Origin of the sequence: Streptomyces sp. MspMP-M5 (genome assembly GCF_000373585.1) — a bacterium.
Classification (GTDB): domain Bacteria; phylum Actinomycetota; class Actinomycetes; order Streptomycetales; family Streptomycetaceae; genus Streptomyces.
The window spans coordinates 242893-257070 of the sequence record NZ_KB891896.1 but is presented as its reverse complement, the minus strand read 5'-3'; the positions used below and the strand labels follow the sequence as shown (position 1 = coordinate 257070).

The window sequence follows — 14178 nt, the reverse complement described above, 5'->3', positions numbered from 1 at the left end:
CGCCCAGCCGACGCCCGCACGGTCTGGAGGAGCCATGGAGTACAACCTCGCCGACCTCTTCGAGTCGATCGTCGACACCGTCCCCGGCCGCGAGGCACTGGTACACCTCGACCATCCGGGCACCGGCGCGGAGCGGCGGCTGACCTACGCGGAGCTGGACCGGGCCGCCAACCGGCTGGCCCACCACCTCGCCGACCAGGGCATCGGCCCCGGCGAACACGTCGGACTGCACCTCTACAACGGCGTCGAGTACCTCCAGTCCGTCTACGCCTGCCTGAAGATCCGCGCCGTCCCGGTCAACGTCAACTACCGTTATGTAGAGGAGGAGTTGACCTACCTCTACCGGGACGCCGGCCTGGTGGCGCTGGTCTTCGACGCGGAGTTCACCGACCGGGTCGCCGGGGCGCTGCCGCGCGCGCCGAGGCTGCGGCACCTGATACGGGTCGGCGCACCGCCCGCCGGCGCCGCCGAGCCGTCGCTCGCGCCGGTGCCGCTGGCGGCGGCCGCGGCGGCCGGCTCCCCCGACCGCGGCTTCGGGCCGCGCTCCGCCGACGACCGGATCGTCATCTACACCGGCGGGACCACCGGCATGCCCAAGGGCGTGGTGTGGCGGCACGAGGACATCTTCTTCTCCGGGATGGGCGGCGGCGCCCCCACCGGCGAGCCGGTCGGCCGCCCCCAGGAACTGGCCGAGCGGGTCGCGGCCGGCGGCGAGGGCCTGGTGTTCTTCCCGACGCCGCCGCTGATGCACGGCACCTCGATGCTCACCGCGTTCATCGGCTTCCACTTCGGCCAGAAGGTCGTCGTGCACCGCAAGTTCGTGCCGGAGGAAGTGCTGCGCACCATCGAGCGGGAGCGGGTCACCAGCGTCTCCCTGGTGGGCGACGCGATGCTGCGGCCGTTGGTGGACGCGCTGGCCGGGCCGCTCAAGGGGACCGACTGCTCGTCCCTCTTCAGCGTCAGCAGCTCCGGGGCGGTGCTCTCCGACACCGTCCGCGCCCAGTTCGGCGCGCTGGTGCCGAACGCGGTGCTGCTGAACAACTTCGGCTCCTCGGAGTCCGGTTTCAACGGCACCGCCACGGCCGACGCGGGCCCGAACCGGGGCTTCCGCCTCCAGGTCAACTCCCGTATCGCGGTGGTGGACCCGGCCACCCACCACCCGGCCGCGGTCGGCGAGCCGGGCCGGCTGGCGCTGCGCGGCCATGTCCCGCTCGGCTACCACAACGACCCGGTGAAGACCGCCGAGACGTTCTTCGAGGCGGACGGCGACCGGTGGGTGCTGCTCGGCGACATGGCCACCGTCGGCGCGGACGGCATCGTCACGGTGCTGGGCCGCGGCTCGCAGTGCATCAACTCCGGCGGGGAGAAGATCTACCCGGAGGAGGTCGAGCAGGCCCTGAAGGCGCATCCGGACGTCTATGACGCGCTGGTGGCCGGTGTGCCCGACGACCGCTGGGGCAGCCGGGTCGCCGCCGTCGTCCAACTCCGGCCGGACGCCGGTCCGTTGGACCTCGCCACGCTCCAGACGCACTGCCGGGCCCATCTGGCCGGCTACAAGGTGCCGCGCCAGGTCGTCTTCACCGACCGCATCCAGCGGTCGCCCAGCGGCAAGGCGGACTACCGCTGGGCGAAGGCGGTGGCGGCGGGAGAACGCGAGGCGTGAAGCGGGCGGCACGGGCCGGTACGCGGGCTCGGCGGCCGGACGAACCGGCGGGGCGGGCGGACGGGTCACCCGAACGCCGCCACCGCCGCGCCGGTGGAGCCGCCCCGCCGGAGGTGGCTCCACCGCGCATCCGGGCGGACGCTTACGCGTGGGCGCTGAGCACACCGCCGTTGCTGAGCACCATGTACACGCCGTTGGCGACGCCCCCGGCGTCGTGCCCCTTCGTCTCCAGGGTGCCGTCCACCGAGTCGTCGTTGCCGATGATGTCCGCGCGGTAGTGCAGTTCGCCGAGCTTCCTGACCTTGACGGTCCAGCCGCCCGCGACCTTGAAGGTGCGCGGTCCCTGGTGTCCGCCGCCCATCCAGGCGTGGACCTGGCCGTCCAACGTGAGCACGACGAACATGTCGTTGGCGTCGAGCCCGGCGTCGGTCCCCTGCGTCTCCAGCGTCGCCAGGACCGCACCGCGGCTGACGATCTTGGCGCGGTAGTGCTGGGCACCGAGCCGGTAGATCTCGGCCTTGCTGCCGTCCGGCAGGGTCTGGGTACGGGCCGGGGCGGCCGCCTTGGTCGCGGCGTCGTGCGAACCGCCCGACCGCTTGCCCGCGGCGCCCGCCTTGGCCACGCCCTTCGCGCCGGAGTCCGCCCGGGACTCGGACCCCCGCACCGCGGCCGGGGAACCCGCGCCGCTGGACTCGGCGACGGCGGCCGGGTGGCCCGCGGGCTTCGCGCCGGCGGCGTCCGAGCCGGAGCAGGCGGTCAGGCCGAGGGCGGCGGCTGCCGTCAGGGCCGCGGCAGCCACGCGCAGAGTGCGGCGACGAGCGGTGCGTACGGTGCTGCTGGAGCTCATTCTCAGGTCCCCCCGGGGCGGTCTGGGTCGGTGTCTCCTCGGTACGTCCCCCACTCTGACCGGGGCCACTATTGCCGGGCTGCCGCTCCGCTAACATCCGGCTAATACGGCTGTGCGCAGGAAGAACGCGCACGGGTTACGCGACGCCGCGGAGATCCGTCAGAAGCGCCCTAACCCCCGCAGACCGAGCGCAGCGACCGGGCGAGTCCCGCCGCGTGCAGGAGGTCCAGGTGCCGCTTGTGCCCCACTCGGAGCGCGGACACCGTCAGCCGCGGCACGCAGCCCGGCGCCGTACGGGCCTGCGGGGACGCGGCGATGGCCCGGACGAGTTCCCCGTTGATCCGGTTGATCTTCGCTCGGACCCGGGTGAGGTCCGGTCGGTTGGTGGGCGCCTGCGCGGGGTCCGCCGCCCAGCGCCGGTGCAGCCCGCGCTGGACGAGCTTACTGGCCTCGATCTGGTCCCGGAAGATCCGCACCGTCGCCTCCGGGTCGGCGCCCAACTGCCGGGCCTGGGCGGCCACCGCGGCCAGTACCTCGCGCTCCCGGGCCGGGTCGTCGATCGGGCTGCCGGTCCCCCACTTCGCCGCGGCCACGAGGTCGGCGGTGGCCAGCCGGTCGGCGGAGAGCGCGGCGAGCGGCCGGAGCTGCCCGGCCAGCGCGGGCCCGGCACCGACCGGCCCGGCGGCCGGCCGCACGTCCCCGGCGGCGGGCGCCGCGACGGCGCTCCCGGCCCCGGCGAACAGCACCGCGGCCGCGGTCCCGGCGAGCAGCGCACGGCGGATCGAAGTCGTCATCTGCACAGCGAGCCTTTCTCGACTTCCCGAAAGACCGCGGCCCGGCGCGCGGCGCACGGGCCGCGGGGTGGTGCGGACGCTGGGAGCTTACGGCCGCCCGGCGCCGGCCGACACCCGTCACCAGCACCAGGAATTGACGTCCCGTCAGGCATCCGGCCCAGAAAGCTCGTACGCGCTCACCCACTCCCCGCCAGGAACGAGGTCACCGCCGCCAGGTACGCACCCGGCCGCTCCTCGTGGACGAGATGGCCGGCGTCCTCGACGGTGACCAGCCGGGCGGCGGGGATGGCACCGGCCAGCTCGGCGAGGTGGTGCTGGGGGATGTGGCTGGTGGGGCCGCCGGCGATGACGAGGGTCGGGGCGGTGATGCCGGGCAGGGCCTCGCGCCACTGCGGGGCGGGGGCGTTCCGCTCGGCGACGGCGGCGAGCTTGGCCCGCCAGTCGAAGAGCGGAGGGCCGGGCGGCGGCTCGGGGACCTGCTGCGGCGGGTCGGCGGGGATCGGCGGGGCCGGCTCCTCCGCGATCAGCTGCGCGACCAGCTCCGGACGGTGGGCGGCCAGCAGCAGGGCGGCGGTGGCGCCCAGGGAGTGGCCGATCAGCGTGACCGGGGCGAGGCCGAGCGCCTGGACGAAGCCGATGGCGTCGTCGCGCCAGCGCTCGAAGCCGTACTCCCCCGGCCAGTCGCTGCGGCCGTGGCCGCGCTGGTCGAGGGCGAAGACCCGGTGTGTGGTGGCCAGTCGGCCGACCACGCCGCGCCAGTCCTCACCGTCCTCCCCGAGGCAGTGCAGCAGCACCGCCGGGGGCGCGTCCGCCTCGCCCCATTCGCGGTATGCCAGCTGGACGTCACCGACCTGCACCTTCCGTACGTCACCCATGCGTCCGACGCTACCCGTGGGCCGTCCGCGGCACGCCCCTTGACGTGTTCGCCGCGCGCTGATTACTTGGATCCGCACGCGACTACCGAATGATCGGTAGGGAGACGAGGCGGTGAGATCCATGCCGGAAGCGGCGACGGACAGCGGGGCGATCGACGGGGCCTGCGGGGCCGACTGGTGCGACGACGCCGAACGACTCTCGGCGGACGCCCTGCACGCGCTCCAACTCACCCGGCTGCAGCACTCGTTGCGGCACGCCTACGAGCACGTCCCCTTCTACCGCGCGGCGTTCGACCGGGGCGGGGTGCGGCCGGAGGACTGCCGCTCGACGGCGGACCTGGCCCGCTTCCCGTTCACCGTCAAGGACGACCTGCGGGCGCACTATCCGTTCGGGATGTTCGCCGTCCCCAAGGAGCGCGTGCGGCGGCTGCACGCCTCCAGCGGCACCACCGGGCGGCCGACGGTCGTCGGCTACACCGAGCGGGACCTGTCGGACTGGGCGGACCTGGTGGCCCGGTCGATCCGCGCGGCCGGCGGCCGCCCCGGGCACACCGTCCATGTCTCCTACGGCTACGGGCTGTTCACCGGCGGCCTCGGCGCGCACTACGGCGCGGAGCGGCTCGGGTGCACGGTCGTCCCGGCCTCCGGCGGGATGACGAGCCGTCAGGTGCAGCTCATCCAGGACTTCCGCCCCGAGATCATCATGGTCACGCCCTCCTACATGCTCACCCTGCTCGACGAGTTCGAGCGGCAGGGCGTCGATCCCCGCTCGACCTCGCTGAAGGTGGGCATCTTCGGCGCCGAGCCCTGGACGCAGGAGATGCGCCGGGAGATCGAGGAGCGGTTCGCCATCGACGCCGTGGACATCTACGGCCTGTCGGAGGTGATGGGCCCCGGCGTGGCGCAGGAGTGCGTGGAGACCAAGGACGGACTGCACATCTGGGAGGACCACTTCTACCCGGAGGTGGTCGACCCGATCACCGGGGAGGTACTGCCGGACGGTGCGCACGGCGAGCTGGTCCTCACCTCGCTGACCAAGGAGGCCATGCCCGTCGTCCGCTACCGCACCCGGGACCTGACCCGGCTGCTGCCCGGCACCGCCCGCCCGGCCTTCCGCCGGATGGAGAAGGTCACCGGGCGCAGCGACGACATGATCATCCTGCGCGGGGTCAACCTCTTCCCCGCCCAGATCGAGGAGATCGTGCTGCGCACACCGGGCGTGGCCCCCCACTTCCAGCTGCGGCTGACCCGCGAGGGCCGGCTGGACCAGCTGACCGTCCGCGCGGAGGCCCGGCCGGACGCCACGGCGGACGACCGGGCGGCCGCCGTCGGCCTGATCGCCCGCGGCATCAAGGAGGGCATCGGCGTGACCGTCGACGTCGAGATCGTCGATCCGGAGACCCTGGAGCGCTCGGTCGGGAAGTTCAAGCGCCTTGTGGACGCCCGCCGGGAAGCCTGACGCCGGACCGTCGTCCGGTCGTCCCGTCTTCCTGCCGTCCGGTCTTCCCGCCTTCCCTCCTCCCCGTCGTCAGGGCATCGTCGGGTCCCCCTTGATCACCGCGAAGGGCGCGCCGGCCGGGTCCGTCACCATCGCCAGCCGGCCGACGCCGGACGCGTCCATCGGCGCGATCAGCGGCGTGGCGCCGTGCTCGGTGGCGCTGCGGTAGACGGCGTCGACGTCGGTGACGCCGAAGTACGGGTGCCACTCCGATGTCGAACCGGCGTCCAGATGCATCTGCTGGAGCTGCAGGATGCCGCCGTGCGCGGTGTCGTCCCCACGGCCGGCGCCGGGCGCCGAGGCGACGCTGTAGACCCCGTCGCCGCCCATCGGCATGTCCTGGTAGGTCCACGAGAACACCGAGCGGTAGAACTCCTTGGCCGCGGCGGCGTCGGTGGTGTAAAGCTCCGTCCAGCACAGGGTGTTGGACTCCATGACCGCGTCCAGGCCCTTGACGTCACCCGGCTGCCAGACGGCGAAGTCGGCGCCCGTGGGGTCGGTGAGCTGGGCCAGCCGGCCGGCGGTGAAGACGTCCATCGGCGGGACCCGGACGCGGCCGCCGGCCTGCTCCACCGCCTTGCAGGTGGCCTCCGCGTCCGCGGTGTGGAAGTACGGCGTCCAGGCCGGGCTCGCGCCCTCTTCCTGACACGGGCCGACCGCGGCGACCGTCCTGCCGTCGACCTGGAAGAAGCCGTAGCCGCCGCCTTCCGGGCCGGCCGACTGGAAGGTCCAGCCGAGCACCGCGGAGTAGAACGCCGCGGCGGCGTCGACGTCGGGGGCGCCGAGGTCGAGCCAGTTCGGTGTGCCGGGGACGAAGTCGGTCGTCAGCATGAGGTACTCCGATCACGTTCTGGTCAGTGGCGTTTCCCAGCTTGGCAGGGGGCACTGACAACGGCCCTCAGCGCGCCGCTCCGCCGCTCCCGAACCGCTCGCGCAGCGCACGCTTGAGGACCTTGCCGCTGGCGTTGCGCGGCAGCGCGTCCACGAACACCACCCGCTTGGGCACCTTGAACGGCGCCAGCCGGGCCCGCGCCGCGTCGATCAGCTCGGCCTCCCCCACCACACCGTTCCCCTCGGCCTCGTCGGCCCCCTCGGCCTCGTCGGTCCGGTCCGCGGTGGCGGTGCGCCGGACCACCACCGCGGTCACCGCCTCGATCCACCGCTCGTCCGGCAGCCCGATGACGGCGACCTCGGCGACCTGCGGATGCGTGTAGAGCACGTCCTCCACCTGGCGCGAGGCGACCAGCACCCCACCGGAGTTGATGACGTCCTTGACCCGGTCGACCACCGTGAAGTAGCCCTGCGCGTCCCGGACGGCGAGGTCCCCGGAGCGGAACCAGCCGTCCCGGAACGCCTCCGCGGTCTCCTCCGGCTTGTCCCAGTAGCCGGTGCACAACTGCGGCGAGCGGTAGACGATCTCGCCCCGGGTGCCGTCCGGCACCTCCCGGCCCTCCTCGTCCACCACCCGCGCCTCGACGAACAGCACCGGACGGCCGCAGGAGTCCATCCGGCCCTCGTGCTCGTCCGGGCCGAGGACGGTGGCCAGCGGGCCGATCTCGCTCTGCCCGAAGCAGTTGTAGAAGGCCAGGTGCGGCAGCCGGGCGCGGAGCCGTTCCAGTACGGGCACCGGCATGATCGAGGCGCCGTAGTACGCCTTGCGCAGCTCGCCGAGGTCCCGGACGGCGAAGCCGGGGTGGTTGGCGAGCGCGATCCACACCGTGGGCGGGGCGAACAGGCTGTCCGCGCGGCCCGCTTCGACCAGCGCGAAGATCCGCTCCGGGTCGGGCCCGTCCAGGATGGTGTTCTCCGCGCCCACCGCCAGATAGGGCAGCAGGAAGACATGCATCTGCGCGGAGTGGTAGAGCGGCAGCGAGTGGACGGGACGGTCGCTCTCCTTCAGGTCGAGGGCGACGATCGCGCTGGTGTACTCGTGCACCAGGGCCCGGTGGGTCATCATCGCGCCCTTGGGGAGCGCGGTGGTGCCGGAGGTGTAGAGCAGCTGGACGAGGGCGTCGTCGGACACCTCGGGCGGCGCGTCCGCACCGGCCGGGCCGCCGGCCGCCGCCCGCTCCGCCGGCTGTTCCGCCAGCCGCTCCAGCAGCCCGTCCGGCGCCCCGTGCAGCGGCACCGCGCGGGTGCCGTCCGGCAGCCGGGCCGCCAGCGCGGTGTCGGTGAGCACCAGGGCGCTGCCGGACTGCGCCAGGAGGTAGCCCAGTTCCTCGCCGGCCAGGCCGTGGTTGACCGGGACGTGCACCAGCCCGGCGCGGGCGCAGGCCAGGAAGCCGATCAGATAGGCGTCGGAGTTGTGGCCGTAGGACGCCACCCGGTCCCCCGGACGCAGCCCCTCGGCCCGCAGCACCCGCGCGGCGGCGGTCACCGCGTCGTCCAGCGCCCGGTAGCTCCAGCTGCGGTCCGCGTACCGGACCGCCGTCCGCTCCGGCACCCGGCTCGCGCTGCGCCGCAGGATCCCGTCGACCGTGTTGTTCCGCGCGCCCGCCGCGCCCGTGGCATCCGTCATGCGGCGATCCTGGAGCGCGCCCGGGGGCCGGTCAAGGCGGCGGACGCGGGCGGGTCACGGCCGCGGGGGCGTTCCGCAGCCGGGGGCCTCCGGTGTACGGCGGTGCGGTCACACGGCGCGCTCCCGGCCCTGCCAATACGGGTCGCGCAGCCGCCGCTTGTAGAGCTTGCCGTTGGGGTCGCGGGGCAGGGTGGTGGTGAAGTCGACGGAGCGGGGGCGTTTGTAGCCGGCGAGCCGGCGGGCGCAGTGGTCGAGGAGCTCGGCGGCCAGTTCGGGTCCGGCGCGGTGGCCGTCGGCGGGTTCGACGACCGCTTTGACCTCCTCGCCCCAGTCGTCGTGCGGGACACCGAAGGCGGCGGCGTCGGCGACGGCCGGATGGGCGAGCAGCACCGACTCGATCTCGGCGGGGTAGATGTTGACCCCGCCGGAGATGATCATGTCGATCTTGCGGTCGCGGAGGAAGAGATAGCCGTCCTCGTCGAGGTAGCCGAGGTCGCCGACGGTGAAGAAGTCGCCGATGCGGTTCTTCCGGGTCTTGTCCTCGTCCTTGTGGTAGGCGAAGCCGCCGGTGGTCATCTTCAGGTAGACGGTGCCCAGTTGACCGGCCGGCAGCCGGTTGCCGTCGTCGTCGAAGACCGCCAGTTCGCTGATCGGCCAGGCGCGGCCGACCGTGCCGGGCTTCTTCAGCCAGTCCTCGGCGGTGGCGAAGGCGCCGCCGCCCTCGCTGGCCGCGTAGTACTCCTCGACGCAGCCGCCCCACCAGTCGATCATGGCGCGTTTGACGTGGTCGGGGCAGGGCGCGGCGCCGTGGATGGCGTGCCGCATCGACGAGACGTCGTAGCCGCCGCGGACCTCCTCGGGGAGGGCGAGCAGGCGGTGGAACTGGGTGGGGACCATATGGGTGTGGGTGCACCGGTGCCGCTCTATCAGGCGCAGCATCTCCTGTGGCGTCCACTTGTCCATCAGGACGACGCGGTGGCCGATGTGCAGGGAGGCTCCGGCGAACTGCAGGACGGCGGTGTGGTAGAGCGGCGAGCAGACCAGGTGGACGTTGTCGTCGAACGGCCGGATGCCGAAGATGGCGAGGAAGCCGCCGAGGTAGGTCTCCTCGGGGGGCTTGCCGGGCAGCGGACGGCGGATGCCGCGGGGGCGGCCGGTGGTGCCGGAGGTGTAGTTCATCACCCAGCCCAGGGTCCGCTCGGCAGGCGCGGACTCCGGCTGTCCGTCGAGGAGTCGGGGGTAGGGGCGGAAGCCGGCGACGGTGCCGACGGCGTAGCGGCGCTCGGCGGCCAGTCCCGCCTCGTCGGCGGCCTGCCGGGCGGCCTCGCCGAACCGCTCGTGGGCGATCAGCACCTTGGCGCCGGAGTCGGCGACGATCCAGGCGATCTCCGGGCCGACCAGGTGGTGGTTGACCGGTACGAGGTAGAAGCCGGCCTGGGAGGCGGCGAGGTAGGCGGTGAAGAACTCCACGCCGTTGGGGAGCACCACGGCGAAGGCGTCGCCGCGTTCCAGGCCGGCCGCGCGCAGCCCGTGGACGAGGCGGTTGGCGGCGGCGTGCAGCCGGCCGGCGGTCCACTCCTCGCCGTCCGGGGCGATCAGGACCGTCCGGCCGGGGTCGGCGGTGGCCTGTGCCCAGAAGCCGTTGGGGGTGTCGGGCATGGTCGGGTCCTCCTCGGGCGGTGGCGGTGGGGCGGTCGGCGGCACGGGGACCGGCGGTCAGGCGCGGCCGGCGATGCGGTTGATCCGGTCGATGGCCCGCTCGAAGCCGCGGGTGAGGTCGTCGAAGACGGCCTGGACGCTGCGTTCGGTGGTCATCCGGCCGACGATCTGGCCGACCGGGGTGCCGAGCAGCGGCTCGACCTCGTGCCGCTGGATACGGGAGTTGGCCTCGGCGACCAGCAGGCCCTGGAGCGGCATCGGGAGGGTGCCGGGGCCGTCGGGGTCGTCCCAGGCGTCCGTCCAGGCGGTGCGGAGCTGGCGGGCGGGCTTGCCGGTCAGGGCGCGGGAGCGGACGGTGTCGCCGGGGCCGGCGGCGAGCAGTTTCGCGGTCAGCCGCCGGGAGTGCAGGTCGGCCTCCTCGGTGGTGAGCCAGATCGAGCCGAGCCAGACGCCCTGGGCGCCCAGTGCGAGGCCGGCGGCGATCTGCTCGCCGGTGCCGATGCCGCCGGCGGCCAGCACCGGCAAGGGGTCGACGGCGGCCACCACTTCCGGGGTGAGCACCATGGTGGCGATCTCGCCGGTGTGGCCGCCGGCCTCGTATCCCTGGGCGACGACGATGTCGATCCCGGCGGCCTTGTGGTGCAGTGCGTGGCGCGGGCTGCCGGCCAGCGCGGCGACCCGTATGCCGTGGTCGTGGGCGCGCGCGATCACGTCCGCGGGCGGGGAGCCGAGGGCGTTGGCGAGGAGGGTGAGAGGGTAGTCGAAGGCCACGTCGAGCTGACTGCGGGCGACCTGCTCCATCCAGCCGGTGATCCGCCATCCGGACGGCTCACCGGGCGGGAGCGGGGGCACGTCGTACTTCTCCAGGAGCGCCGCGACATGGCGGCGGTGCGCCTCGGGGATCATCGCCTCGACGTCGGCCTCGGTCAGTGTCTGATTTTCCGGGGCTTCGACCTTCTTGGCCGGCATCACCACGTCGAGGCCGTAGGGCAGTCCGTCGGTGTGCTCCTGCATCCAGTCGAGGTCGCGGGCCAGTTCGCCGGGGGCGGTGTAGCGGACCGCGCCGAGCACCCCGAACCCGCCGGCCCGGGTGATCGCCGCGGCCACCGCGGGAAAGGGCGTGAACCCGAAGACGGCGTGCTCGACGCCCAGCGCGTTGCTCAGCTCCGTCTGCATGGGCGCAGGATGCCGCAGCGGGCCGCACGAGGGAAGAGATTTTCTGATGCTACGTCAGAAGATGGCCGGCTCCCGCGGATACCCCGGTTCCTCCAGTACCGCCATCGCCGCGTTGTGGCCGGGGATGCCGCTGACTCCGCCGCCGCGCAGCGCGCCCGCGCCGCACAGCAGGACGTTGGCGTGGCCGGTGGCGACGCCCCAGCGGGCCGGGGCGGTGGTGAGGGTGTCCGCGTCCTCGGCGAACGGGAAGGCCAGCTCGCGGTGGAAGATGTTGCCGCCGGGCAGGCCCAGTTCGCGGTCGAGGTCGAGCGGGGTGCGGGCCTCGACGCAGGGGCGGCCGTCGGCGTCCCGGGCCAGGCAGTCGGCGAGCGGTTCGGCGAGGTGCGCGTCGAGCTGGCCGAGGGTGGCGGCCAGCAGCCGGTCGCGGGTGCCGTCGTGGTCGGTGGCGAACAGCCGGGCGGGGGTGTGCAGTCCGAAGAGGGTGAGGGTGTGGTAGCCCCGGCGGACCAGGTCGGCGCCCAGGATGGAGGGGTCGGTCAGGGAGTGGCAGTAGATCTCGGCGGGCGGCGCGGTGGGCGGCCGGCCGGCCGCGGCCTCCCGGTGGGCGGTCTCCAACTGGCCGTATCCCTCGGCGATGTGGAAGGTCCCGGAGAACGCCTCGCGCGGGTCGGTGTGCGGGTCGCGGAGCCGGGGCAGCCGGGTGAGCAGCATGTTCACCTTCAGCTGGGCGCCCTCGACGGGGGGCGGCGCGGGCTCGCCGAGCAGCCGGGCCAGTTCCCGGGGCGCGGCGTTGACGAGCACATGGCGGGCGCCGATCGTGCCGCCCTCCGCGGTGGTGACCTCCGCGGTGCGGCCGTCGGTGGCCAGCGCGGTGACCGGACAGCCGGTGACGATCTCGGCGCCGGCCCGGCGGGCGGCGTCGGCGAGCGCGTCGGTCAGGGCGCCCATCCCGCCCAGGGGGACGTCCCAGTCGCCGGTGCCGCCGCCGATGACGTGGTAGAGGAAGCACCGGTTCTGACGCAGCGTCGGGTCGTGGGCGGTGGCGAAGGTGCCGATCAGCCCGTCGGTGAGGACCACGCCGCGCACCAGGTCGTCGTGGAAGGTCGCCTCGATCAGCTCGCCCAGGGGGCGCTCGAAGAGGGCGTGCCAAGTGGCGTCGTCGCCGACCCGGGCGCGCAGGGCCGCGCGGGTGGGGAGCGGTGCGGTGAGGGTGGGGAAGACCTTCTCGGCGAGCCGGCGGGTGGCGCCGTAGAAGTCCTGCCAGGCGGTGAACTCCCGGTCGGAGCCGGTGAGTCGGGCGAAGGAGGCGCGGGTGCGGGCCGTTCCGCCGCCGACCAGCAGGCCGGTGGGGCGGCCGGCGCGCACGACGGGGGTGTAGGAGGAGACGGTGCGCTTGCGGACCGCGAAGCGGAGGCCGAGGTCCCGGACGATCTTCGGCGGGAGCAGGCTGACGAGGTAGGAGTAGCGGGACAGCCGGGCGTCGATCCCGGGGAACGCCCGGGTGGAGACGGCGGCGCCGCCGGTGCGGTCCAGCCGCTCCAGCACCAGCACGCTGCGCCCGGCGCGGGCGAGGTACGCGGCGGCCACCAGCCCGTTGTGCCCGCCGCCGACGATGACGGCGTCGTATGAAGTCCGTTCCGGCATGCCTCTTGGTAGCACGGAGGTTCGGCCGCCGCCAGGGAGGAAACGCGCGGCGGCGGCGGAATGAATCGTTTGTTCCGGCCGGTGCGTCTTCTTGACCGGTCATCAGATGACTTCTAGCGTCCGGCCCTGCGCGCCCTGGAACCGCCCTGTCGGTCGTTCTTCCCGGCCGGCCCACCCACCACGTGAGGTGACTTGTGTCCCATCCGTCGGTATCCCGCATCGGCCGCACCCTCGCCGGAATCGTCGCCGTCACCGCCTGCTCGGCGGCAGCGCTCTCGGCCACCGCCCCCGCCTCCGCCGCCCCGTCCCGCGCGCCCGGCGCCAGACCGGACTCCGGGTACCCCAACCTGACCCCGACACCCCCGATGGGCTGGAACAACTGGTCGTACTACCAGTGCGGCGGCCTCAACGAGCAGGTGGTCCTGGACAACGCCCGGGCCCTGGTCCGCAGCGGACTGGCGCACAAGGGCTATCGCACGGTCACCGTCGACGACTGCTGGATGGCCAAGCAGCGCGGCGCCAAGGGCGAGTTGGTCGCCGACCCCGCGAAGTTCCCGCACGGCATGGCGCACCTCGGGCGGGAACTCCACAAGATGGGGCTGAAGTTCGGCATCTACGAGGACGTCGGAACGCTGACCTGCGGCAAGTACCCTGGCAGCTATGGGCACTTCGAGCCGGACGCCAAGCTCTTCGCGAGCTGGGGGGTGGACTACCTCAAGGCGGACGGCTGCAACGTCCCGGTGCCCAAGGGGCAGACCAAGGAGCAGGCGTACCACGCCCTCTACACCCAGCAGAGCCGGGCGCTGCGAGCCACCGGGCGGCGCATCGTCTTCTCGGTCTCGGCGCCGGCCTACTTCCAGTTCGCCGGTGACGCGGTCTGGCACAAGGTCATCCGGTGGTCCGCGGAGCTGGGCAACCTGTGGCGGGGCGGGGCGGACATCGCGCTGCAGTCGAGCACCCCGGCCGCGAAGTGGGCGTCCATCAACGGCAACTTCCGCTACAACGCCAACCTCGCCGACCTCCAGCGCCCCGGGCGCTGGAACGACCCGGACTTCCTGCTGGTGGGCGACTCCGGGCTGGGCCGGAACGAGATGCAGAGCCAGATGTCGCTGTGGGCGATGATGGCCGCGCCGCTGATCTCCAGCACCGACCTGGGCAAGCTGTCGCCGGAGGCGCTGGCGATCCTGGGCAACCGCGAGGTGATCGCGGTCGACCAGGACCCGCTGGGCGTCCAGGGCCACATCGTGCAGCAGGACGGCGACGGGATGGTGCTGACCAAGCCGCTGCGCAACGGCGACCAGGCGATCGCGCTGTTCAACGGGGGCGGCACGGCCCGCACGCTGTCCATCACGGCGGGCGCCGCCGGACTGCCGAGGGCCCGCTCCTACGTGGCGCGCGACCTCGTCACCGGGCGCACCGCCCGGACCGACCGGACGATCATCGCCCGGAACATCCCGCCGCACGCCACGGTGCTCTTCCGGGTCCGGCCGGAGCACTGAGCAGG

At 73.5% G+C, this 14178-nt stretch carries 11 protein-coding genes; 3 read left to right on the top strand and 8 right to left on the bottom strand.

Features of this window, described 5'->3' with window-relative positions:
- Positions 1 to 34 precede the first annotated feature (34 nt).
- Positions 35 to 1663 (top strand): acyl-CoA synthetase, encoded by a 1629-nt coding sequence (locus B073_RS0120790; RefSeq protein WP_018540011.1) that lies wholly within the window; start codon positions 35 to 37, stop codon positions 1661 to 1663.
- A gap of 142 nt (positions 1664 to 1805) precedes the next feature.
- Here the strand turns inward: B073_RS0120790 and B073_RS0120785 are convergent, their stop codons facing one another.
- The 3 genes from B073_RS0120785 to B073_RS0120775 all read right to left on the bottom strand — a co-directional run bounded on the left by B073_RS0120785 (position 1806) and on the right by B073_RS0120775 (position 4179).
- Positions 1806 to 2510: a hypothetical protein gene (locus B073_RS0120785; RefSeq protein ID WP_018540010.1), complete on the bottom strand. Its 705-nt coding sequence runs from the start codon at positions 2508 to 2510 to the stop codon at positions 1806 to 1808.
- Positions 2511 to 2680: 170 nt separating this feature from the next.
- The gene (gene aroQ / locus B073_RS0120780) at positions 2681 to 3304 is read right to left on the bottom strand and encodes a gamma subclass chorismate mutase AroQ (protein WP_018540009.1); all 624 of its coding nucleotides are present in this window, start codon (positions 3302 to 3304) and stop codon (positions 2681 to 2683) included.
- Positions 3305 to 3480: 176 nt separating this feature from the next.
- Positions 3481 to 4179 carry an alpha/beta fold hydrolase gene (locus tag B073_RS0120775; protein ID WP_018540008.1) on the bottom strand — a complete coding sequence of 233 codons (699 nt, stop codon included), beginning with the start codon at positions 4177 to 4179 and terminating at the stop codon, positions 3481 to 3483.
- A 121-nt stretch (positions 4180 to 4300) separates the two neighbouring features.
- Between B073_RS0120775 and paaK the strand changes: the two genes are divergently transcribed.
- Positions 4301 to 5638 (top strand): phenylacetate--CoA ligase PaaK, encoded by a 1338-nt coding sequence (paaK, locus tag B073_RS0120770; RefSeq protein WP_018540007.1) that lies wholly within the window; start codon positions 4301 to 4303, stop codon positions 5636 to 5638.
- A gap of 69 nt (positions 5639 to 5707) precedes the next feature.
- Here the strand turns inward: paaK and B073_RS0120765 are convergent, their stop codons facing one another.
- The 5 genes from B073_RS0120765 to B073_RS0120745 all read right to left on the bottom strand — a co-directional run bounded on the left by B073_RS0120765 (position 5708) and on the right by B073_RS0120745 (position 12674).
- Positions 5708 to 6508, bottom strand: a complete 801-nt coding sequence (locus B073_RS0120765; protein WP_018540006.1) for a VOC family protein — start codon at positions 6506 to 6508, stop codon at positions 5708 to 5710.
- A gap of 67 nt (positions 6509 to 6575) precedes the next feature.
- Positions 6576 to 8195 carry a fatty acyl-CoA synthetase gene (locus B073_RS0120760; protein ID WP_018540005.1) on the bottom strand — a complete coding sequence of 540 codons (1620 nt, stop codon included), beginning with the start codon at positions 8193 to 8195 and terminating at the stop codon, positions 6576 to 6578.
- A gap of 108 nt (positions 8196 to 8303) precedes the next feature.
- On the bottom strand, positions 8304 to 9854 hold the full coding sequence (locus B073_RS0120755; RefSeq protein WP_018540004.1) for an acyl-CoA synthetase: 1551 nt from the start codon (positions 9852 to 9854) through the stop codon (positions 8304 to 8306).
- Between the two features lie 57 nt (positions 9855 to 9911).
- Positions 9912 to 11030, bottom strand: coding sequence for an NAD(P)H-dependent flavin oxidoreductase (locus B073_RS0120750; RefSeq protein WP_018540003.1), 1119 nt, complete (start codon positions 11028 to 11030; stop codon positions 9912 to 9914).
- Between the two features lie 54 nt (positions 11031 to 11084).
- The gene (locus tag B073_RS0120745) at positions 11085 to 12674 is read right to left on the bottom strand and encodes a phytoene desaturase family protein (protein WP_018540002.1); all 1590 of its coding nucleotides are present in this window, start codon (positions 12672 to 12674) and stop codon (positions 11085 to 11087) included.
- Between the two features lie 194 nt (positions 12675 to 12868).
- Between B073_RS0120745 and B073_RS0120740 the strand changes: the two genes are divergently transcribed.
- Positions 12869 to 14173, top strand: a complete 1305-nt coding sequence (locus B073_RS0120740) for a glycoside hydrolase family 27 protein (protein ID WP_018540001.1) — start codon at positions 12869 to 12871, stop codon at positions 14171 to 14173.
- The last annotated feature ends 5 nt before the right edge of the window (positions 14174 to 14178 follow it).